The 21647-nt window shown below is 70.7% G+C and carries 18 protein-coding genes; 10 read left to right on the top strand and 8 right to left on the bottom strand.

The genetic code is table 11. The annotated features are described in order from the left end of the window. Nucleotides 1-2 precede the first annotated feature (2 nt). From IT371_17085 to IT371_17070, 4 genes are all read right to left on the bottom strand, one after another. Nucleotides 3-548 (bottom strand): chemotaxis protein CheW, encoded by a 546-nt coding sequence (locus IT371_17085; GenBank protein ID MCC6749382.1) that lies wholly within the window; start codon nucleotides 546-548, stop codon nucleotides 3-5. Next, complete coding sequence (locus IT371_17080; GenBank protein MCC6749381.1) at nucleotides 545-2071, bottom strand: methyltransferase domain-containing protein; 1527 nt, start codon at nucleotides 2069-2071, stop codon at nucleotides 545-547. The genes IT371_17085 and IT371_17080 overlap by 4 nt, the downstream gene beginning before the upstream one ends. Further along, nucleotides 2071-2544 carry a chemotaxis protein CheW gene (locus IT371_17075; GenBank protein MCC6749380.1) on the bottom strand — a complete coding sequence of 158 codons (474 nt, stop codon included), beginning with the start codon at nucleotides 2542-2544 and terminating at the stop codon, nucleotides 2071-2073. The genes IT371_17080 and IT371_17075 overlap by 1 nt, the downstream gene beginning before the upstream one ends. 97 nt (nucleotides 2545-2641) lie before the next feature. Then, a complete protein-coding gene (locus IT371_17070; GenBank protein MCC6749379.1) occupies nucleotides 2642-3706 on the bottom strand; it encodes a hypothetical protein in 1065 nt (354 codons plus the stop codon). Nucleotides 3707-3912: 206 nt separating this feature from the next. Between IT371_17070 and IT371_17065 the strand changes: the two genes are divergently transcribed. Next, nucleotides 3913-7173 (top strand): FHA domain-containing protein, encoded by a 3261-nt coding sequence (locus IT371_17065; protein ID MCC6749378.1) that lies wholly within the window; start codon nucleotides 3913-3915, stop codon nucleotides 7171-7173. A 3-nt stretch (nucleotides 7174-7176) separates the two neighbouring features. On the opposite strand, the gene IT371_17060 is transcribed toward IT371_17065, so the two are convergent. Continuing rightward, complete coding sequence (locus tag IT371_17060; GenBank protein MCC6749377.1) at nucleotides 7177-9246, bottom strand: DnaJ domain-containing protein; 2070 nt, start codon at nucleotides 9244-9246, stop codon at nucleotides 7177-7179. 276 nt (nucleotides 9247-9522) lie between these two features. Between IT371_17060 and IT371_17055 the strand changes: the two genes are divergently transcribed. The 8 genes from IT371_17055 to IT371_17020 all read left to right on the top strand — a co-directional run bounded on the left by IT371_17055 (nucleotide 9523) and on the right by IT371_17020 (nucleotide 14919). Beyond that, the gene (locus IT371_17055) at nucleotides 9523-10287 is read left to right on the top strand and encodes a Stp1/IreP family PP2C-type Ser/Thr phosphatase (GenBank protein ID MCC6749376.1); all 765 of its coding nucleotides are present in this window, start codon (nucleotides 9523-9525) and stop codon (nucleotides 10285-10287) included. 7 nt (nucleotides 10288-10294) lie between these two features. Continuing rightward, a complete protein-coding gene (locus IT371_17050) occupies nucleotides 10295-10771 on the top strand; it encodes a hypothetical protein (GenBank protein ID MCC6749375.1) in 477 nt (158 codons plus the stop codon). A 208-nt stretch (nucleotides 10772-10979) separates the two neighbouring features. Beyond that, complete coding sequence (locus tag IT371_17045) at nucleotides 10980-11369, top strand: hypothetical protein (GenBank protein ID MCC6749374.1); 390 nt, start codon at nucleotides 10980-10982, stop codon at nucleotides 11367-11369. A gap of 9 nt (nucleotides 11370-11378) precedes the next feature. Next, on the top strand, nucleotides 11379-12950 hold the full coding sequence (locus IT371_17040; protein MCC6749373.1) for a hypothetical protein: 1572 nt from the start codon (nucleotides 11379-11381) through the stop codon (nucleotides 12948-12950). A 16-nt stretch (nucleotides 12951-12966) separates the two neighbouring features. Next, nucleotides 12967-13236, top strand: a complete 270-nt coding sequence (locus tag IT371_17035) for a hypothetical protein (GenBank protein MCC6749372.1) — start codon at nucleotides 12967-12969, stop codon at nucleotides 13234-13236. A gap of 78 nt (nucleotides 13237-13314) precedes the next feature. Further along, nucleotides 13315-13923 (top strand): sigma-70 family RNA polymerase sigma factor, encoded by a 609-nt coding sequence (locus tag IT371_17030; GenBank protein MCC6749371.1) that lies wholly within the window; start codon nucleotides 13315-13317, stop codon nucleotides 13921-13923. Continuing rightward, nucleotides 13913-14425 carry a zf-HC2 domain-containing protein gene (locus IT371_17025; GenBank protein MCC6749370.1) on the top strand — a complete coding sequence of 171 codons (513 nt, stop codon included), beginning with the start codon at nucleotides 13913-13915 and terminating at the stop codon, nucleotides 14423-14425. The genes IT371_17030 and IT371_17025 overlap by 11 nt, the downstream gene beginning before the upstream one ends. Beyond that, nucleotides 14422-14919, top strand: a complete 498-nt coding sequence (locus IT371_17020; GenBank protein ID MCC6749369.1) for a DUF3106 domain-containing protein — start codon at nucleotides 14422-14424, stop codon at nucleotides 14917-14919. Before IT371_17025 ends, IT371_17020 begins: the two co-directional genes overlap by 4 nt. A gap of 15 nt (nucleotides 14920-14934) precedes the next feature. On the opposite strand, the gene IT371_17015 is transcribed toward IT371_17020, so the two are convergent. Next, nucleotides 14935-17331, bottom strand: a complete 2397-nt coding sequence (locus IT371_17015; GenBank protein MCC6749368.1) for a hypothetical protein — start codon at nucleotides 17329-17331, stop codon at nucleotides 14935-14937. Nucleotides 17332-17408: 77 nt separating this feature from the next. Between IT371_17015 and IT371_17010 the strand changes: the two genes are divergently transcribed. Then, a complete protein-coding gene (locus IT371_17010; protein MCC6749367.1) occupies nucleotides 17409-18254 on the top strand; it encodes an SDR family oxidoreductase in 846 nt (281 codons plus the stop codon). 71 nt (nucleotides 18255-18325) lie between these two features. Here the strand turns inward: IT371_17010 and IT371_17005 are convergent, their stop codons facing one another. Together IT371_17005 and IT371_17000 are read right to left on the bottom strand one after the other, a co-directional pair. After that, on the bottom strand, nucleotides 18326-18868 hold the full coding sequence (locus IT371_17005) for a hypothetical protein (protein ID MCC6749366.1): 543 nt from the start codon (nucleotides 18866-18868) through the stop codon (nucleotides 18326-18328). Between the two features lie 619 nt (nucleotides 18869-19487). After that, complete coding sequence (locus tag IT371_17000) at nucleotides 19488-21518, bottom strand: hypothetical protein (GenBank protein ID MCC6749365.1); 2031 nt, start codon at nucleotides 21516-21518, stop codon at nucleotides 19488-19490. Nucleotides 21519-21647: the final 129 nt, after the last annotated feature.

The following is a 21647-nucleotide window of genomic DNA, read 5'->3' as shown; positions in this document are numbered from 1 at the left end:
CGCTAGGGCTCCTTGCGATGCAGCGGCGCGGCGATGCGACGCCGGATGAGCTCGACGAGGGCCGGCACGGACAGCACGGACCGGAGCTCGCCGGAGAGAGACAGCGTGTGGGTGACGAGGCCGGCAGAGGACCAGGCCTCGGGGAGCGCCGGGTGGAGCTCCGCCGGGGCGACCTCCCGAGGACCTTCGTAGCGGTGGAAGGCGAGCGCCACGGGGTCGGGGCCCGGCGAGAGAATCAGCCAGCGCGCGGGCGCCGACTCCGCGAGGCCGAGCAGAAGGTCGAGGCGATAGACGGGCACCACGCTGCCGCGGAAGCCCGCCACGCCGAGGAGGGCGGGGGTTCCGCTGGGCAGGGGCACGACGCGGCGGTCGGCGTGGAGCGCGGCGACCTGCTCCAGCCGCACGGCGTAGGCCACGTCGGCCACGCACAGGGTGAGGAAGCGCTCGCGCGGCGCCTCGCCCGTGCTTCCCGGTCGCGCGAAGGACTCGTCGAAGTCGCGCCGCAGCGACGCGACGCGGTCCTGCCTTTCGCCGGAACGCGCGGTCATCTCGGCCCTCCGCACCGGGCGAGCATGACCTCCGCGAGCGCCGCGAGACCCTCGCGGCCGAAGCCGCCCCCGTAGAGCAGGATACGCGCGCTGTCCTCGCGCGGGAGCAGCACGAGCGCGCGGGAAAGCTCCTCGCGCGCCCGGTCGTGGGCTTGCCGGCGACAATGGAGCTGCCCGAGGTGCAGGCGCGGCATGGCGAAGGCCGGGTCGAGGTAGATCGCCATCTGGTCGTGGTCCTGCGCCGCCTGCGCGTCGCCCGCGCTCTCGCGGCAGAGCGCCATCACATAGTGGGCCTCCGCGTTGAGCTCGTCGGAGGCCAGGACCTCCAGGCAGAGCGCCTCGGCCGACGCCAGGTCCCCGCCGTGGGTGTGCAGGAGTGCGCGCAGGAGCAGCGTCTCGGGCTGCCGGGCGGAAACCTCGGGGAGCTGCCCGACCAGCGCCCGCGCGTCGCCGAAGCGCTCCTGACGGAGCAGCTCCCAGACCCTCGGCGCGGGATCGACGTCGGGGAGGGTCGCCTGGGCCGCGGGTGCGGACGCGCGGGAGCCGCGGGTCGCGGTCAGCCGCTTCACCTCGTCGCTCGCGGCGCGGATCGCGTCGGACCAGTTGTCGGTCCGGTCGAGTAGCCCGGCGAGCTCCGGCTCGAGGGGCGCTGCGACGGGGCCCTCGTCGCCCGGCGCGGCCGGGGCGCCCGAAGGTTCCTTGCGCTGGTAGTAGAAGGCCTCGTGGGAGTGGATGAGGTGAAAGGCCTTGGAGAGCCCGCGCAGCGTCTCCGCGTGGCCGAGGAAGAGAAAGCCCCCCGGACGCAGGGCGCGCGCCAGACGGGCCACGAGCGACTGGGCCGACAGCGGCGTGAGGTACATCAGCACGTTGCGGCAGAAGATGACGTCGAGTGAGCGGGGGGCGAGGAGCGCGGGCTGTTCGAGCGCGAGGTTCGCCTCCGCGAAGGTCACGCGGCGGCGCAGCGCCTCGTCCAGCACGTGCTCGCGCCCCTCCACCCGAAACCAGCGCTGGCGCTGCTCGGGGGGCAGGTCCCGGAGCGACCAGGCGGAATAGCGGCCCCGCGCCGCGCGCGCCAGGCCCGCCGTGTTGACGTCCACACCGTGCAGCGCGAACTCCCAGCCGGGAAGCGACGCGCGCCGGTCCTCGAGCAACATGGCCAGCGTGTAGAGCTCTTCCCCCGAAGCGCAGCCGGCGCAGAGGATGGCGAGCGACCTCTCGGCGGCCCGGGCCTTGAGCCGCGCGGGGAGGGCGCGCTCCACGAACGCCGCGAGCTGCTCCTTGTGCCGGAAGAAGTACGTCTCCTGCACCGTGAGCTCGCGGGCCAGGAGCCTCAGCTCCTCGGCGCTGCCGTCGGGCTCGTCGAGCGACGCGAGGTAGGTCGGCGCGTCCAGGCGCCGCTCGGCGAGGCGCCGCTGCAGGAGCTCCTCGAGCGCGGAGAGCTTGTGGTCGTCCACCTGCAGCCCGAGGTGGCGCGCGACGAGCAGGCGGAAGCAGTCGAGGTCGGCAAGGGTGACGGCGCGCATCACGGCTCCGCCGGGCCGGACTCGAGGGCTTGCCAGACGCTGTCGGGTACGAGGTGCGCCGCGCGTAGCACGAAGAAGAGCTCCGCGTCGAGCTGGCCGAGCGCCGTCACGAGCTCCGCCGAGACCTCGGCCAGCAGCGGGGGAAGCGCCTCCGTCGAGCCCGCGGGGAGCTCGCGCACGCCGAGCACGGTACCGACCGCCAGCGCCACCACCCGGTCGCCCACCTTCACGGTCACGAAGCGCCCGGCGGGCATCGTGCTGACACCGAGGACCAGAATGGCGAGGTCCAGCACCGGCGTGGCGGCGCCGCGGATCGTGGCCACGCCGCGCACAAACGCGGGTTGCCCCTCGATGGCGGTGACCGGAAGCGGCCGGAGCGTCTCCAGCACCTGCCCGAGGGGGAGGGCGCAGAGGCGGTCGTCCACGCGCACGAGGAGCGCCATCAAGGGAGGAGCGGCCGGGGGCTGGGTCACGGGGCGGCTGTAACACACGGGTTGCGCCCTCGCCAGCGGCTCGCTGCGTCGGAGGGCGAGGGGGCCCGGGTGGGCGTCCGGCACGTCCGGACAATCGTCACCGACCGAGGGCCTCGCGCAGCGTGCGGACCGTCTCCACGGGGTACTTGCCGATGGCCGTCTCGTTCAGCATGAAGAGCCAGGGGCGCTGCCTCTCGGCCCGCTCCACGTCGGCCAGGTTCGCCGCGCTCGGCACAGGGGCCTCGATCATCTGCGAGAGAAAATTCGTGGCGGCGATGAAGGGCTTGCCCTGCGCCCGACAGCGCGCCGCGATGCGCGCCTGCGCGGCGGGCAGGTGCTCCCGGCCCACCGCCTGGGCGAGGTCCCCCCGCGCGATCATCACCGCGTCGGAGGCGGCCACGATCGCGTCGAGCTGCGCGAGCGCGGAGAGGGTCTCGATCTTGGCCACCACCTTCACCTGCGGCGCGCCGAGCCGCCCGAGGGCGCGACGCACGGCCTCGAGGTTCTTCACGCTCTGCACGAAGGAGACCCCCACGTACGAGGCGCCGTTCTGCACCGCGATGCGCAGCTTGCGCCGGTCCTCGGCCGTCATGGACGGAAAGGGCAGCTCCTTGCCCTCCACCGTGAGGCCGAGGTGGCTGCGCAGCGTCCCGCCCCGCTCCACGACGGTCTGGATGCCGCCCGTGGCCACCTGGGTCACGCGGAGGGCGATCTTGTCGTCGTCGAGGAAGATGCGGTCCCCTTCGCGCACGTGGTCCGCCAGGGCGCGGTAACCGACGCCGGCCCGGAAGCGCGTGGTGGGCTGCTCGCGCCCGAAGGTCACCTCGAAGGGCTGCCCGACGGCGAGCGAGAGGCCCGGCTCCGAGAGACGACCGAGGCGGACCTTGCCCCCCGGCAGGTCGAAGAGCAGCGGGACCTGGCCGCGGCCCTCGAGGGTCGCCGCCTGCGCCAGGTTCTGCACCAGCGCCCGGTTGGTGCGGGCGTTGCCGTGCGACAGGTTGATGCGGGCCAGGCCCATCCCCTCGCGCAGCATGGCACGGAGCGTGGCGACCTGCCCGCTGCCGGGCCCGAGGGTGGCGAGGATCCCGGGCCGCTTCTCGGCCTGGGCGGGCCGCGCGATCGCGAGGAGGGAAAGACCGAGGAGCGGGAGCAGGCGACGCATGGGGGCCGGTGCAGAGCAACGCCCATGCCAGCGGTCGTTGCGGGACCAGGTGGCGTGGAGCATGGACTTGCGCGGGGTACGGGGCCCTCGTGGCCCGCTGCGCACCGCCGGCGCCACCCATAATCGGTGAGGCTGGCGCCCGCACCCTCCGGTGTTATCATCGCGGCCCCCAACTTCCACGACGTGACGACTCGAGGACCCAAGACATGGCCTGTCAGCTCACCTTCCTGAGCGGAGCCCGCGCCGGCAGCTCGGTCCGCCTGGACCAGGCGACCTTCTGGCTCGGGCGCGACCCGCGCTGCGAGGTCGCCTTCGATGCGCAACGCGACCTGATGGTTTCGAGCCGCCACGCCGAGGTGAGCCTCGTCGGCGGCACGTGGCAGCTACGCGACGCGAGCACGAACGGCACCTTCGTGAACGGTCAGCCGGTGAAGCAGGTGGTGCTGCAGCCGGGGGACGTGATCGAGCTCGGCCGCGAGGGGCCGCAGGTGCGCTTCACGCCGCTCTCCGCGGCCCACGCCGCCGCCGCCGGGGCGCCTTCGACGAATCCCGTCGCGCAGCGGCCCGTGGCAGCGCCGGCCCCGGGGCCTCAGCCGGCCGCTCCCTCCGCCCCCGCCCTGCCCACGACCGACCCGAGGCAACGCGCGCCGCAGCCCGCCCCTCCGGCCTATGCCGCGCCGGTGCCGATGCATCCCGCGCCGGCGCCCGTGCATCCCGCGCCGGTGCCGGTCCATCCCGCGCCGGTGCTGGTCCATCCCGCGCCGGTGCATCCAGCGCCCGTGCATCCTGCGCCGGCGGCCGCGCTCAGCCCCGAGGCCTCGGCCCCGGGCTTCGCTGCCGTGAGCGGCGGCCTCGCCTCGCAGCTCCGCCTCGGTCTCGAGCGCCTCCCCTCCGGGCAGCGCCAGAGCTTCCTCCAGCAGACGGTCCGCCTCGGTCGCGACCCCACCGCCGACGTGGCCTTCGATCTGCAGGCCGACCTCCTGGTCTCCTACAACCACGCCAAGATCGTGACGCTCGAGGGGAAGGCGGTCTTCCTCGACCTCGAATCGACCAACGGCTCCTTCATCGACGGCCAGCCCGTCTCGCGCCAGGAGCTCCGAGGGGGCGAGGTGCTCGAGCTCGGTCGCGGCGGACCGCGCCTGCGCGTGACCGTGACCGCCGAGCGCGTGACGGCTCCGGCGCCGCTCGCAGGAGCCGCCGCCGCACGCACCGTCTTCGGAGCCGCCGCCCCGACGGTGACCGACCTTAGTCTCGGCGACGCGGCGCTCCTCGGCGAGTACCCGCTCACCGGCCCGATCACCATCGGTCGCGACCCGGGCTGCACCATCGTCCTCGATTCGATGTACATCTCGAATCGCCACGCCATGCTCCAGCGCGACGGCGCCGCCGTGCGCCTGCGCGACGCCGGGAGCGCGAACGGCACCTTCCTCGGCGGCCAGCGCATCTCGGATGCACCGCTCGCCCCGGGGGCCGAGTTCGTGATCGGCCCCTACGTGCTCAAGTTCACCGGCCAGGCGGTGCGCGTCTTCGACACCCGCACCAAGACCTGGGTCGACGCCTTCGGGCTCTGCCGCACCGACCCGAAGTCCGGCCGCCACTTCCTCGATCACATCTCGCTCAAGATCCAGCCCGGCGAGTTCGTCTGCATCCTCGGCCCGTCGGGGTGCGGCAAGTCCACGCTGCTCAAGAGCCTGAACGGCTATACCCGCGCCGACGACGGCTCGGTGCTCCTCAACGCCATCGACTTCTACGCCCACTACGAGCAGCTCAAGCACCAGGTGGGCTACGTCCCCCAGGACGACATCATCCACCCGCAGCTCACGATCGAGCGCACGCTCCACTACGCGGCGAAGCTCCGGCTCCCCCCGGGCACGAGCCCGCAGAAGCGCAAGGAGCGCGTACAGGACGTGCTCTCGATGCTCGAGCTCTACGACCACCGCCACAAGCCGGTCTACAAGCTCTCGGGCGGCCAGCGGAAGCGCGCCAGCATCGCGGTCGAGCTCCTGACCGAGCCGGCGATCATCTACCTCGACGAGCCGACGAGCGGCCTCGACCCGAACCTCGAGGAGAAGATGATGCTCCTGCTGCGCGAGCTCACGCAGCGCGGCAAGACCGTCGTCACCGTCACGCACACGCTGGACAACATCCGGCTCGCCGACAAGGTGACCTTTCTCGTCGACGGCAAGCTGGTCTTCTTCGGCGCTCCCGACGAGGCGCGCAGCTACTTCAACGTGCAGCGCCTCCCCGACGTCTACAAGCGCTTCGACGAGCGGCGCGGCGACCTCGACAACCTGCGCAAGGAGTTCGAGGCCTCGGAGATCTACCAGCGGCACGTGACGAGCCAGCTCGGCGCTCCGCCCGAGGGCACCACAAAAACCCCGGCGCAGGCCCCGGCCAAGGCGCCGCCCCGCTCCAAGCGCGTGGGGCCGGGTCCCTTCGCGCAGTTCTGGGTTCAGACGCAGCGTTACGTCGAGATCATGACGCGCGATATGCGCAACACGGCGATCCTGCTCCTACAGGCGCCGCTCGTCGCGCTCTTCGTCTGCCTGGCGGTCAAGACCGATCAGCCCGACCGCGGGCCGACCTCGACGATGTACCTCATCATGTCGCTCTCGGCGCTCTGGTTCGGCTGCTCGAACGCGGCGCGCGAGATCACGAAGGAGTCGAGCATCTACGCCCGGGAGAGGATGGTGAACCTGCGGGTCATCCCCTACGTGGCGTCCAAGTTCTTCGTGCTCCAGTGGTTGGCGCTGATCCAGGTCAGCACCATGCTGGTGATCGTCTACTTTCTGCGCTCGGGCTTCGTGCTGAAGGAGCCGCCGCAGGCCTGCCTGCAGTGGCAGGTGAAGGCCTGCTCCGCGCTGATCCTCGACGGAGTGCCGGGGAATTTCTGGCTGCACCTCGGCAACCTCTACCTCACGGCGCTCAACGGGATCGGCCTCGGCCTGCTCGTCTCGGCGCTCGCCGGGAACAGCGACAAAGCCATGAGCCTCGTACCGCTGGTGCTCATTCCGCAGGTGCTCTTCTCGGGGAGCTTCGGCATCCCGAAGGCCGACGAGCACGTCAAGCGCGGCGTGGGCTACGCGATGGCGCTCAACTGGTCGCTCGACCAGTCGAAGCGCATCTCCATGTGCACCCCCGAGGAGGAGCTGCCGCCGCAGAAGGGGTGTGCACGTTGCCTGCACGCCTACGACCCGTTCAAATACCTGGCGCTCAAGGCCGAGGACCAGGACAACGACGGGCGCTGCAAGGCCATCCTGGGCGTGGTCTCGAACATGACCGACTTCCCCGAGTCCCTGCAGGTCGTGGAGGACGGGCTCTACACGCCGCCCAGCCTGCACCGGGACGGTCCGGCCCGGGTCGCGCACCGCTCGCACCTCGGGCTGGCCGTCCTCGGGGGCTACAACCTGCTGCTCTTCGCGCTGATCTGCTTGTTCGTGCGGCTCAAGGACCGGCAGAACAAATGAGGGCTACTTCTTCCTGAAGCGATCGAAGAGCCCGCTCTTCTCGCTCTTGCCCTCCTTGCCGCCCCGTGGCCGACGCGGAGAGCCTTCGTCGTCGTCGTCGCCGAGGGCGGGGCTCGAGGCCGCCTTCTCCTTGCTGCCGAGCGTCAGCTTCAGACCGAAGAGCCCGCCCTTGTCGGCCGCCCCCTTGCCGCCGCGGTCGCGCCGCATGCGAATGAGGCGCACCTGCCGCTGCGCGTCGATGTGGTCGGGGTTGATGTCCAGCACCTTGTTGAAGCAGGTCATGGCGCGCCCCTCGTCCCCCGTCGAGAGGTAGACCTCGCCGAGGAAGTACTGGCAGGCCTGGTTGTTGGGCTTCATCTGCACCGCCTCGAGGAGCTGCTGCTTGATCTTCGGCAGCATCTGCTTGTGGTCGGTGCGTGGATCCTGAAACAGGCTCCAGGCCATCCAGGCCAGGTGCTCGGCCTCTTTCGGGTTGAGCCGCACCGCCTCCTTGAAGGCCGCCACCGCCTCGACGAAGGCCTTCTTGCGGTGGAAGACGAGCCCCTTCTGGAATTCGAGCTCCGCCTGCAGCGCGGCGCGGGCGGCCTCGTCGGCCTCGTTCCCCTTGCCGTCGAGCTGGGCCTCGTAGGCCTTCTTCGCCTCCAGATTGGTCAGGACCGTGTGGGCCTCGTTGATGCGCCGGAAGAGCTCCTCCGCCTGCTTGATCACGTCCTGCAGGCCGAGCCCGTTCACCCGATCGGGATGGAATTGCTTGGCCAGCTTGAAGTAGGCGTCGCGGACCGCCTCCGTCGAGGCATTTCGCGCGACGGCCAGCACCTCGAAGTGGTTCTTTCCCTCGGTCTTGGCGAAGGCGTCCAGGATCAGCTTGCGGAGCTCGGCCGCCTGCTCGGGGGTCGCCTTGCTCACGGCCGGCCGCGTGCCGGTCGTGGTGGATGATGCAGCGGACGCCTCCGTCGGCGACGCAGCGGACGGGGTGGTCGCCGGCCGCGCCGCGGGGGGCCGCACGGCGTGCTGGAGCACGGTCCCGCTCGGCCCGGTCGCCGGGTTCGGGTCCGGCATGAAGAGCGGCGGCAGGTCCACGACGGGCACGTCGCCGTCGGGTCCCCCTTCAACGCCGGGGCCGCTGTCCAGCAGGCCGTCGTCCTTCACCCCCTCTAGCCAGGGGAGCGAGCCCGAGCGGCGCGCCTCGGGGATCTTGGCGGCCTCGGGGGCCACGGAAGCACGGGCCGTGGCCGCGGGCGGCGCCTCCGACGCACGCGGGACCGCCACCGCCGCAGCCGCCGTCAGCGTGCGCGCGGTGGCCGCCTCTGCGTCGGCCTCAGCCTTCGGCTTCGCGAGGAGCATCTCGGTGACCCAGAGCGTGTAGACCAGCATCTGCGTATGCACGGGCCCGAGGTTGCTGACGGCGAAGACCCTCTCGATCGGCATCGGCGCCCGCTCGAGGAGCTGCAGCATCCCCGTCTCGTCCTGGCCCAGGCCGTAGCGCCCCTGCATGCGCGCAAACTCGGGGCGGAGCCGCACCACGTGCCCGTCGAGCTTCTCCAGCTCCACGCCGAGGCGACCCGCGCTGTAGGCGTTGCGTACCCCCTGGTAGATGACCCACAGCGGATCCGCGCGCACGCGAGCGCCCTCGCCGTCGCTGCCGTACGGGTGGTCGCCGCTGTAGAGCTCGAAGCCGGCCGAGTCCATGCGGAAGAAGCGCAGCAGCTTCCGTCGGAGCTGGGTGCGAAGGCCCTCCACCAGGTCCGCTTCGCTGAGGGCCCCGAGCCCGAGGAGGATCTGCCCCTGCAAGAGCCCCCCGCCCCGCGAGAGCTCCTGCAGCGACGCGTTGAACGCCTCGTGGCCGATCGCCCCGCGCTCGAGCAGCACGCGCCCCAGCACATCCTCGGGGGCCGCGAGGTCGGTGTAGACCGCCAGCCCCTCGCGGAAGTAGGTCCGCGACGGTTTGCCCCCCGGCGGGTAGACGACCAGCTCGCCGGTGAAGTCCTTCTTGCAAAGAAAATAGAGCAGCCGCGGGAAGGGATACCGCGTCAGATCGCCCCGCACGTCCGGCTCGCGTGCGCCCTCGCTCATGGCTCGCTCGCGAGGCTCATCGAGGCCGGCGTCGACGCACGAGGTGGACCACCGTGAGCACCGCCGCGATGGCGATGACGGCTCCCACGACCAGGCGGTTGGCCTCGATCCAACCCTTGCTCAGGAGCTCCAGCATGTCGCAAGTCGATAAAGGATAGTGAGCGCCGGCCCCGTGGCAAGTCAACCCGTGGCGCTCGGCCGATCCCGATGATAGAGTGGGAACCTGATCGGCCACCATCGCGTGAGGGCATGAGCACCTCCTTTCCGCTCGACGGCATGCGCGTGCGCTTCGCCGGCGAAACCAACACCGGCCTGAAGCGCGCCCACAACGAGGACTTCCTCTACCTGCCCGACGAAGAGCGGCTCGTGATGGTCGCGGACGGGATGGGCGGGCACGCCTGCGGCGACGTGGCCAGCCGGCTCGCCGTGGAGACGGTGGTGGAGTTCTTCCGCGCCACGGCCGAGGACCGGGAGATCACCTGGCCCTTCCTCATCGACCGCGACAACCGGCACAACGAGAACCGTCTCGTGACCGGCGTGAAGCTCGCGAACCTCAAGATCTTCGAGTCGGCGCAGCGCGACCAGCGCTTCCGCGGCATGGGCACGACGATCGTGGCCGGCCTCTTCTCAGACGAGCAGCTCGTTATGGTGCACGTCGGCGACAGCCGGATCTACCGCGTGCGCGAGGGGCAGATAGTCCAGGTCACCGAGGACCACTCGCTGCTGAACGACTACATCAAGATGAAGCGCATCAGCCCCGAGGACGCCGACCGGTTCCCGCACAAGAACGTGATCGTGCGCGCCCTGGGGATGAAGGAGACCGTCGCCGTCGACGTGACCAAGGAGGCGCCGCAGCTCGGCGACGTCTACCTGCTCTGCTCCGACGGGCTCTCGGGGATGCTCGACGACGAGACCATCCTGCGCGCGATCCTCGCCGAGCCGGACCTCGACCGCTGCTGCGAGCGACTCATCGAGGAGGCCAACGGCAACGGCGGCGTGGACAACATCACGGTCGCGCTCGCGCGCATCGAACCGCAGTGAGGTCGAGATGAGAGTGAACGCGACGACGCATCGCACGCTGCCCTTTCTGGCTCTCCTCGTGGCTTTCGCGCCGGGCTGCGGCAAGGACAAGGTGAACGGGGACGGCTCCACGACGCCGCGCGACGGCGGAGCGGCGGTCGATCGCGAGGAGATCGTCTGCAGACGGCCCCCTACGATCCACTCTCCGTACTGCGACCCGCCCCCCTTCGGCGTCTGCAAGGACACCTACATGTGCCACGGCTGCAACTGCAGCGGCGGCATGAAGATCGCCGCCTGTGACCCGCGCATAGGCGACTGCCGCTGGTTCTGCACCGGCTGCTACCCCGAGACCTACGAGTTCTGCGGTCCGGGAGCCTCCCCCAACACGCTCGGCCTCTGCGGCTACTGCTTCTCCGACGCGGGCGCCGGCAAGTGCGACAAGATGGCCGCCATCCTGGACATGAAGGTCGCGGGCCCGGCCGACGCCGGGGCTGGCAAGCAGTAGCGCGCGCGCTCTTCCTCGCTGCCCGAACGAACCTCGGCGCGCAGGCCGAAAAGGCCTTCGAGAGCTACCGCACGCCCGACGACCACCGAGGATTCACCGAGCTCGATGACGTCCGACCGAGCCGAGCATCTTTTCCGCGCAACCTTCCCCGCGTCCGCGTGTTCGGCGAAATGAACCCGCTGAACGCGGGCCACAAAGGAGAGATGCGATGCGTAAGAGCCTGATGTGCCTCGCCTTGCTCGGTCTTCTGCTCCCCGTCGGTCCGGCGCGCGCCGAGGAGGAGGGCCCCGAGGCGGCCTCCCGTCGCGAGAAGCTCGAGCAGTTCGCCCGGAACCACCCCAAGGTCTTCGCACGCCTGGTGAAGCAGGTCGCCGCGCATCCCGAGGCGGCCAAGCGCTTGGCGCAGTTCGGTGCGAACCACCCCGAGGCGGCGAAGCGGTTCGTGACCTGGATGGTGCGGCACCCGAGGCTCTCCCGCGAGCTCCTCCGCCTCGCCAAGGAGCACCCTCAGGCGGCGCGCAAGCTCGTCAAGCTCGCCCGCAAGCACCCGAAGCTCGCCAAAGCGGCGATCCTTCATCACCGGGGCCAGGGTCGATAGACTGACCCTGTGCGCTCCCTCGCGCCCATCATCCTCCTCACGCTCCTCGGCGGCCTGCCCGCCTCGGCCGAGGCCTACGAGCTCGAGTTCGACCTCGGCCTCTACAACCGCTTCAGCGCCAAGGTGAACGAGGTGGAACGGCTCCTGCGCTACGACCTCGCGCGGGCCGCATGGGACACCTCGGGCTACCTGAACCCCTCGCGGAACGACCTCTCCTATGGGCTCGTCGCCTCCGCCGGGGTCTACTTCGCCCCGACCAAGTGGCTCGGCCTCGGCCTGGACGTGGACAGCGGGCTCCTCAAGCCCTACGGCCGCCTGCCCGCCACCCAGGCGCTCACCCTCCAGCGCCTGGGCAGCGTCTTCGGCAGCCCCGAGGTGGTGACGACCGGCGACGCGCACCCCGCCACGGCCAACGAACGGCGCATCCGCGACGAGGCGCGGGCCACGGCCTTCGTGCGGCAGGCCTACGTACGCCTGCTCGCTCCCAAGACCGGCTGGTTGAAGGTCGACCTCGGCCGGCGGCGCACCGAGCTCGCCGATGGCCTCATCTACGACGACTTCGCGACCGGCGTGCGCCTCGTCGCGGACTTCGATCTCCTGCGGGGGTTACCGCTCCGGCTCTCGGCGCAGGCGGTCTTGCCCAACCACGACTTCACCGTCGGGCTGCGCTCGCCCCTCGTCGAAGCGAAGGTCGAGTGGGTGATCTCGATGATGGAGTCGCTCGGGCTGCTCTTCGCCTACTACCGCGACGGCGACGACAACTTCAGCCACTTCTTCTCCCCACTCGTCGGCGAGGCCGCCGTGCGCACGGCAGGACGGCTCGAGCCCGCGGTGCACGGCGAGCTCTTCGCGGTGGCCTCGACCCTCGGTGGCTCGAGCCGGGCCAACCTCTTCTGGGTCGGCGCCGCGGGGAACAAGCTCATCGGCGACCTGACGCTCTCGGGGACCTTCCTCGTGCAGCTTGGGACGGTGCGCGTCGACAACCCCTTCGCGCCGCTGGCGAGCCTGCCCGTGAGGTGGCCCGCCCTGCTGCCGCGCGCCGAGCGCCTCGAGATCGCCACGCTCGGCTTCGCGCTCGACACCTCGGCGCGCTACCTGCTCCGCGAGAACCTCACCCTCTCCGGCTTCTTCCTCTACCTCAGCGGCGAGGAGAACCCCTTCACGCAGGGCGAGCGCACGAGCGGCCGCTACGGGAGTTTCATCAGCGTGGTGCCCTACCTCACCCACACGAACCTCTTCTTCTCGGGAGGCCTGAACGAGACCTTCAGCGGGCGGCAGGCCTCGAGCTCGGGCCTGAACGGACGCGGCGTGATCGCGCCGGGGGCCGGGCTCGACTGGGAGATCACGGAGCGCGTGGCCGTCGGCACCACGCTCGCCGGCCTCTTCGCGCAGGAGGTCTCACCGACGGGAGGCCGCGTCTACGGCCTGGAGGTGGACCTCGAGGCGCGCTGGGAAATCGCCTCCTGGGTCAAGGCCTCGGTAGAATACGACGTCCTCGTGCCGGGGAGCTTCTTCGCGCAACGCGGCGTGGCGCACAAGGTGCTCGTCGGACTGGACGTAAGCTACGAGTACGAGCGTTGAGCCGACGAGGTAGCCCGTGCGCGTCGTGACCCGAGGTCGAGTGGCCCTGCTCGTCGTCGGCCTCGGGGGGGCCGCGTTGGGCGCGCCCCCGCGGCGGGACGGCGGAACAGCGCGCACGCCGTCGGCCCCGTCACCTTCCGCCAAGCCCCCGCCGGCGCGGGGCCGCGCGGCGCCCCCGGGGCCGCGTGCCGATCCTCAGAAGGCGGCGATCTTGAAGCATCTCGAGCTTCTGAGACAGCTCGAGCTCCTGCGGGACCTGGACCTCTTTCTGCGCGTTAAAAAGTGACCTCGGGCTGCGCAACCTGCGAGGCCGCAGCGTGTTGGGATGAGTGAACCACGGCCAGAGGAGCGAGCGATCACCGCCGTGAGCGACCGCGAAGGGGTGGGCGTCGTGCTCACGGGACAGCCGGGCGAGGCCGACCCGGACGTCGTATGGATGCTGGCCTTCCAGCGCGGGGATGAAACGTGTTTTCAGAAGCTCTACGACAAGTACAAAGCGCCCCTCATCGGCTTCGCCCTGCGCTTCGTGAGGCGACGCGACCTGGCCGAGGAGTTGGCCCAGGAGATCTTCATCAAGGCCTACCGCGCGGCGGCGAGCTATCGACCGGAGGCGCGTTTCGCGAGCTGGCTCTTCCGCATCGCGCGGAATCACTGTCTGAACGAGGCGCGACGACCCGAGCGGCGCAGCCCCCCCGAGGCGCTCGAGGAGACGCGGCACGCCTCGACGACGGGCAGCCCCGAGGCCGAGGTACGCACGCGCCGCGCGCAGCAGGCCCTGGACCTCACGCTCGCCCGGCTGCCGGAGAAGCAGCGCACCGCGCTCGTCCTCTTACGTGTGCACCATCTCTCCTACGAGGAGATCGCCGCGACCCTCGAGACCTCGGTGGGCGCGGTGAAGTCGCTGCTCAATCGCGCACGCGAGCAGCTCGTCGAGGCGCTCGCCCCGCACCTGGAGGGTGCCCATGACCTGTAGAGCCTGTCGTGTCCGCCTCGGAGAGCTCGTGGACGGCCGCTTGACGTCAGACGAGGCGTCGGCGCTCGAGGCGCACCTGGCCGCCTGCCCGACCTGCCGGGCACACCTCTCGCAGCTGCGAGCGGCGATGGCGCTCGTCGATGCAGAGCCGCGGATCGAGCCTTCCACCGGGTTCGACGCGGCCTTCGCGCGGCGCCTCGAAGCGGCGAAGCGCGGCGCGGCGAAGGAGACCGAGGCGCGTGGCGCCTGGTTTCGCAGCCTCCGGTTGCCGATCTTCGCCTTCGCGGTGGCCGCCTGCGTCGCGGTCGCCAGCGTCGCGGTGCTCCGGTACGGGCGACCGGTCCATCGCCCGCCGGCAACGCGTGGCGCCGTCTCCGACCTCGACGTCGTGCGGCACGTCGAGCTTCTCCAGAACTACGACGTGGTGGCCAACCTGGACGTGCTCGAGGACCTCGAAGTGGTCCAGGCGCTCGACGAGCTCGGCGCGGGGGGGCGGCCATGACGCGGCGCTGGGTCGCGGCTCTCGCCATCGCGTCGGTGCTCGTCGTCGGCGGAGCGGCGCGCGCGCGCGCAGAGGACGAAGCGGAGAGGACCTGGCGGTCGCTGAGCGACGCCGAGCGGCAAGAGCTCAAGCGGCGTCACGAGGTCTTTTCGAAGCTCCGCCCCGAGGAACAGGCGGAGCTCCAGCGCCGCCTGAAGCTCTATCTCGCCCTCGCGCCGGCCGAACGGGAGCGCCTGCGCGAGCTGCACCGGCAGTACTCGCGGCTCGAGGCCGGGGAGCGCCGACGCATCGGCGAGCTCTTCCGTCGCTACCAGAACCTCCCCGAGGCGCGACGCGCGAAGCTGCGGCAGCTCATGGAGCGCGTGCTCAAGCTGTCGAGGGGCGACCGCGAACGCTTCCTGAAGAACGCGGCCACCTGGCGCAGGCTCGACCCGGCGCAGAAGCAGCGACTCAAGCAGCTCTTCAAGCTGCGCGGCACCAAGCAGCGACCGTGAACGAAGCGCCCTCGCCTACTCCTGCAGCACTGGCGGTGAGCTCTCGGCCGGGGCGCCCTGCGCGTGCTCGGCGGACTGAGAGCGCCCGAGCAGGCCGCGCACCGAGACCAGCCCGAGGGCGTAGAAGAAGAGCCCCACCAGCAGCGTGCGCTTGAAGCCGACGTTCATGGCCAGCGCGATGGCCAGGACCGAGCCGAAGACCGACGCGGCGCCGTTGAGGCCCCAGGCCCACGGGACGAGCTCGCCGAAGCGCTTGCCCGCCCCCTGGATGGCGAGGGGGAGGAGCGTGCCCATGAGCAGCCCGAGCGGCGCGATGAGCGCCACGGTCATGCCGATGCGCACGGGCATCGGGAGCCCCACGGCGGCGTCGAAGACCACCGGCAAGAGCAGCATGTAGCCGACGAGCACGCCGGCGAGGAGGACGACGTTGCGCAGCACCACGCGGTCGACCCGGTCGGGGCCCACGTTGCGGCAGGTGTAGCTCCCCGCGCCGCTCGCCACGAGCAGCGAGAAGAGGATGATCACGAGCGCGTAGGTCGGGTGGCCGAGGAACAGCACGAAGTGCTGCATGAGCGCGATCTCGACGGTGATGTAGCCGGCCCCGAGGCAGAGGAAGTAGATGAGGTAGCGCGACTTCGCCAGGCGGTCGCCGCGCAGCGCGTCGCGCCGGAAGAGAAAGAGCGGCAAGACGAAGATCACGAAGACCAGGGCGGCCACGACCCCGAGGAGGATGAGCAGGAGCGCGAGCCCCACGTTGTGCTCGGAGAGCGCGCGGAGGTCGCGAAAGACCGTGAGCAGGTCACCCGGCTTGACGGTGTAGAAGAAGAACGGCCGGTCGTCGGGGGTGGGGGAGATGTCCTCCGGGTGGTACTCGACGAAGCCCTTCCAGTTGGGCTCGCGCAGAAACGAGGCGAGCTGGTTCTGGTCGGGCGCGAAGGGCGAATAGACCCGCGTGAGGCGGTTCTCGGCCACGTAGGCGTCGAGGCGCCGCACCTCCTCCTCGGTAAAGGGGCTCTTCTTGAGCAGGAAGGTCCCCATGCGGTCGTCGCCGGCGATGTAGAAGTGGCGCGCGTGCCCGGAGAGGCCGAGCCCGTCGAGCGCGGCGCGGCCGAGGACGAGCAGGCGGAGGAATTCGCGCCCGTGCCAGCGGGTCATGGTCAGCACGCCGTCGTCGGTGAGGTGCGCCAGGTAGTCACGGAAGGCCTCGCGCGTGTAGAGCATGTTCTCGGAGAGGGTGAAGGCGCCGGCGGCGGTCGCGGCCCAGGTGTCCACCAGCGTGGCCTGGATCGAGCTGTAGCGCTCCTTCGAGCCGCGGATGAAGCTGCGCCCTTCGCCGACCACCACGTTCACCTCGGGGCGCGTGTAGAGCCCGCCCGTGTAGTCGCGGAAGCGCCCCTTCATCACGTCGTTCACGGTGATCGGGTTCAGCTCGACGCCCGTCACGTCCTTCTGGCCGTAATAGAGCGCCGAGATCACGTCCGGCCCGCCCCCCGGTCCGATGATCAGTGACTTGCCCGGCTTGCGCAGGGCGTAGACCATGCTCGCCACCTGCACCTCGGAGAAGCGGCGCGTGGGCTCCCACTTCTGCGCCTCCACCTCCTTCGAGAAGATGCGGGTCGCGGCGGAGGAGTCCATCTTGAGCCAGAGGTGATCGCCCGTCGTCTGCTCGACGGTGATGCGCGAGAAGCTGTTCCACTTGGCGAAGATCACGCGCTCCTCGAGGGTCCCTTTCACCGACGGAATGCGCATGAAGGGGCTCACGGTGTTGACCACCGCCGCGGTGAGGCCCGCGATGGCGAAGAGCCCCGCGAGGCCGCCGCCGAGCGAGAGGAGCGCCCGCTCGGGGAGCGCCAGGCGAAAGAGCACGCCGGCCACCATGAAGAGCGCGCCCGCGAGCAGCACGGTGCTCGGCCCCCCGAGCAGGTCGAGGAGCGGAATGAGCGCAAGGCAGCCGAGGCCCGCACCGACGAGGTCGTAGAAGTAGACGCGGCTCATCTGCTCGCGGAGCTGGTGCACGACCAGCGTCACCACCATCCCGGCAAAGAGGAACGGGAGCGCGGCGAGGACGTAGATCGTGGTCAGCACCTTCAGGTTCTTCCCCACGAGCTCGAGGCTGACGGTCTGGCCCAGGATGTAGTGCAGGGCGAACGCGGTGGTCACCCCCGCCAGCACGCCGTAGCGCGTGAGGCGCTGGACGAGGCCCGCGCGGTCCGTCAGGCGCGGACGGAGGTAGAGGTAGATGCCCGAGGCGCCGAGGCCGAAGAGGCAGAGCGAGATCGCCAGGAAGGCGAAGTGGTAGTACATGATGACCGAGAAGATGCGCGTCAGCGTGAGCTGCAGCATCAGCGTGGCCGCGGTGGTGCAGGCCACGCCGGCGAAGAGCCATCTCGGATTCAGGGACTGGTTCGTCACGACACCGCCTCCGGCTGTGCCCCGGAGCGTTCGGGGGCCCCGGGGCGCGGCGGACCTTAGCAGGCGAGGGAGCGCGAATGAAGGGCTTTCGGGACGCGGTGGCCGTCGTGACCGGCGGAGGTTCGGGGATCGGCCGGGCCACGGCGCGGGCTCTGGCGGCCGAGGGGGCGCGGCTCGAGGTGGTCGACATCGTCGAGACGCGCGCGCGGGCGGTGGCCGAGGAGATCCGGGGGAGCGGGGGCGACGCGGTCGCGCACGTCGTGGACTGCGCCGACGCCGAGGCCGTAGCCGGCCTCGCCGACGCGATCTTCGCCCGTCGCGGGCGGGTGGACCTTTTGCACCTGAACGCGGGCGTCGTCTGCGCCGGGCCTGTGGAGCAGGTCCCGCTCGAGGAGTGGCGGCGCGTGCTCGGCGTGAACCTCTTCGGGCCGATCTACGCGCTGCACGCCTTTCTGCCGCGCATGCTGGCGCGGGGCGAGGGGCAGCTCGTGCTCACCTCGTCGGCGGTGGGGCTCTTCGGCGTGCCGGGGGTCGCACCCTACGTGACCAGCAAGTTTGCGCTGGTGGGCCTGGCCGAGGCGCTCGCGGCCGAGCTCGGCCCGCGCGGCGTGGGCGTGACGCTCCTCTGCCCCGGAGTGGTGAGCACCCAGATCCTGGACGAAGCCCCCTTCGGCCCGCGCTGGGAGGGGCTGCGCGGCAAGGTGATGCGCTTCTACGACCAGATGGGGGTGGAGCCCGAGCGCGTGGCGCGCGATCTCCTCGAGGGGCTCCGCACGGGGCGCTTTCTGATCGTCAGCCCGGGCTGGCACGCGCGGCCCCTCTGGTGGCTCAAACGGGCCTCCCCGGCGCTCCACGCCCGGTGCCTGGGCTGGTTCGGCCGCTTCGTCGCGCACGCCTCCGCGGACGCGGTGCGGGACGGCTGAGAAGCACGCCTCGCCGCGCGAGATCTCCCCTACCGCGCAGAGCGCTCCGCGCTACCCCCGCCAGACCCGTCCTACGATCCCGGCACCGCGCTCGTCGGAATCAGTCCCCGTAGCTTCCAGCCCGTCCTGAGCAGCCACGTTCGCGGCTCGAGCACCGGCGCGTCTCCGTCGGGCGGCACCGGCACGAGGTCCTTCCAGCCGGTGAAGTAGCGCGCCGAGCTGCACGCGTCCAGGTCGCGCTTCGGGACCCACTTGCCGCGCGCGACCCTATGCTTTCGCGAATTCTGGAGCACGTACGCGAGCGCCGCCTTCACCTCGCTCGGCGTCTTCAGGATGTGCTGGTGGTAGCGGTCCCGAAACACGCGCCCCTTGCGGCCCACCGTGCGGTTCAGCGCGTGCGCGAGCCTGATCGCCAGCGCGCGCAGGCCCTTCATCAGCACGTCCCGGTCCTTCGCCTCCGTCACGAGGTGCAGGTGGTTCTTCTGGATCGAGTAGTGGGCGAGGTTCAGGCCGAAGCGCCCCGCCGACTCCACGAAGGCGCTTTCGATCGCGCGGAGCTGCTTCTTGCTCCGCAGGTTCGGCAGCCCCTCCACCACCTTCATCGTGACGTGCACCGGAAACCTGCTGGCCAGAAGCGGCCGCGCCCGATGCGGCAAGCCGCTTCCCGGCCGTTTCTTCCGTCCCGCACCCTCGCGCTTCCCGCCCCACCGCCCCGCCTCCCGCATAGGCAACGGAAGCTGCTGCGCAGAACCCGCCGGCGGACGCGTGCCCGAAGTCCGCCCATCGCCCGAGGAGGATTTGCGTTTGCGTTCCAGCATGAATAAGGCTAATAGTAGCAAGGCGTCGGTATTGCGTCAAGCGATGTCCTTGCGCGTACACAAACAGTGTCGGCAATCTCCTTGCACGTACAACACACGACAACAACGATAAGCCCCCCTCCCCGCCGCACCGATCCACCGCCACCGCCCGCGTGCGCCCACCACCGCCCGGGCTCTCGCCCACCCCCCGTCGCCAGCCCTCCTCCCCAGCGCACCAATCCCCCCTGCCGCCCGCGTGCGCCCACCGCCGCTCGCCCCACCGCCGCCCGCCGCACCGATCCACCGCCACGCGACGCGGCGGACGGTGGGTGGGGTGCGGGCGGTGGTTCAGTGGAAGCGTACGAGCAGCGGACTGGGGAGGTGGCGGAGCCAGACAGGGGCGGGAAACGCGCGACCGGGCAGAGCGCCTGACGCTTTACAGCGCCTGCACCTGGAAGCTCTCCCAGGCGTAGCAGCCGCCGCGGTTGGCCACGAGCTCGCGGCCGCCGCCCCCCTCGGCCGCGACGTAGATGCCGAACCAGGTGAAGCAGGTGGCGCCGTTCTGCGCGCTCGGAGTGAAGGTGTTCTGCGCGTCGATCCAATCCGTCGTGGCGAAGAGGCGGCGGTCGCCGATCACGTTGACGTACTGCCCGTTGTCGGCGCGGAGCGCCATCGTGGTCGGGGTGAGCCAGACCCGGCGGAAGGTCTCCCAGCCGCCCACCGGACGCGCCGAGACGGCCTGCACGTCGTAGCCACCGCCCGAGAGGGCCTGCCAGATGAACCGGCTGTCGGCCGTGCGCAGCACCACGGGCTCGCCCTTGAGCTCGAGCTGCGTGAAGACCGTCGGGGCGGCGTATCCCGGAGCGAGCGTGCCGCTGCTGGTCCACGTCAGATTCCGGCCGTCGCTCGTGCGGAAGGCCAGCTGCTGCCAGCCGCTGTAGGTGACCTGGGTCAGCGCGGTGGCCGGGTCGAGGGTCGTGGTGTCGAAGCGGTAGAACCAGCTCGAGGAGACCTGCCCGAAGCGGCCATCCGCCGTGCGCAGGGCGAGCTTGTTGCTCCCGAGGTCCACGCGGTAGAGCACCTCGTCGCGGAAGATGCGCGGCCCAATGCCGACGAGGTCGCCGTTGCGCGGAACGGAGAGGTGCCGGCCGTCGGACTGGCGCAGCGCAACGGGACGGGCGTCGAGAGGCACGATCGTGAGATAGCTCTGGAGGGTGCCGTTCCCCTGGCCCACACCGCCGCAGCTCCCCACGATGCGCTTGCCGTGCGCGGTGCCGAAGAAAGCGACCGTCCCGCCGAGGACCTGGGTCAGGGTGAAGGTCTCCCAGCTCTGCAGGTAGTGGCGGTTCGCGTTCAGCGTGACCCCGTCGTTCTCGGCGGAGACGAAGTGTCCGTGGCGGGCGCGCAAGGCTACCTGCCCGCCGCCGAGCTCGATCAGCTCGAAGGTCTGGTCCGCGCCGAGGGTGGCCGAGGCGACCATCCCCTGACCTCCCTGGTCCTTGGCGCCGAGGAAGCAGCCGTCGCTCGTGCGCAGCGCGATCTCGGAGATGCGGTGGGCGTCGCCGTAGATCATGCGCGCCCCCTGCGCGTCGCGCGGGGTGACCACCTGGCCGGAGAGCGAGCTGCCGCCGCCGCAGCTCGAGTACTGCATGATCGAGATCGGGTCGGCGCTGGTCAGGTCGCGGTGACGGAAGATCGCGTCCTCGGTGCAGGTCGTGCCCTTGCCCGACTGGTCGAAGCGCGGGTGCTCGTGCATGAAGCCGAGGACGTGGCCCATCTCGTGGGTCAGCACCGAGGCGAGGCGCAGCTTGAGCCAGGTGGAGCTGTCGAAGAAGAGGTCGTTCATGCCGTCCCCGTTCGTGTCCTGGTCGCGCACGTAGTCGATGCGGATCTTCACGTTGCGCGCGGGTCGGGGGTCGATGGGGTAGAAGGCCTGCGCGGAGAAGTTCACGCTGGTGTCCATCTCGGGGCGGATGTCGAAGAGCACCTGCGAGGTAGTCCCCGTGCAGTTGCCGCCGTCCAGGTCGTCGCGGTGAATGAAACGCACGTTCGCGGCCCGCTCCCAGGCGCGGCGGGCGTGGCCCATGGCGTCGATGATGCGGGAGCGCTCGCTCCCCGAGAAGTCGCGCGAGATGCAGTACGAGAGGTCCAGCTTCTGCGTCGCGTTCCAGGTGGACTCGATGGCCGGCGGGCAGACCTCCCGCAGCGCGCAGTTCGTGGGCGGCGTGAGGCTGTCGCAGACAAAGAGCGTCTGGCACGAGCAGACCTGGCGGAAGGAGCAGTTGTTGAGGTCGGGCAGCCAGCTGAACTGCGGGTGCGGCGCGCAGACCGGGTAGACCGGGCAGAACTGCGGCACCGTCAGGGGCCGGGTCTGGCTATGCGCCTCCGAGAGGTCCACCTCCGGCGCGAGGCCCTCGCAGCCGGCGAGGATCACCAGGGTCAGGGCTGTCAGCTTCGTTCGTCTCATGCGGTCCTCCGTCGATGACGAAGGTGACGAATGCACGGCACGCGCCAGGCCGGGATCGGCCTACCGGCCCTGGAATTCAACGGGGTTGCGTGATGGGCGGGGGTCTGACAGGGGCCCGACGCGGCCCTG

Source organism: Deltaproteobacteria bacterium (assembly GCA_020848905.1).
GTDB lineage: Bacteria > Myxococcota_A > Polyangia.
This window is presented reverse-complemented; position numbering and strand designations above follow the sequence as displayed.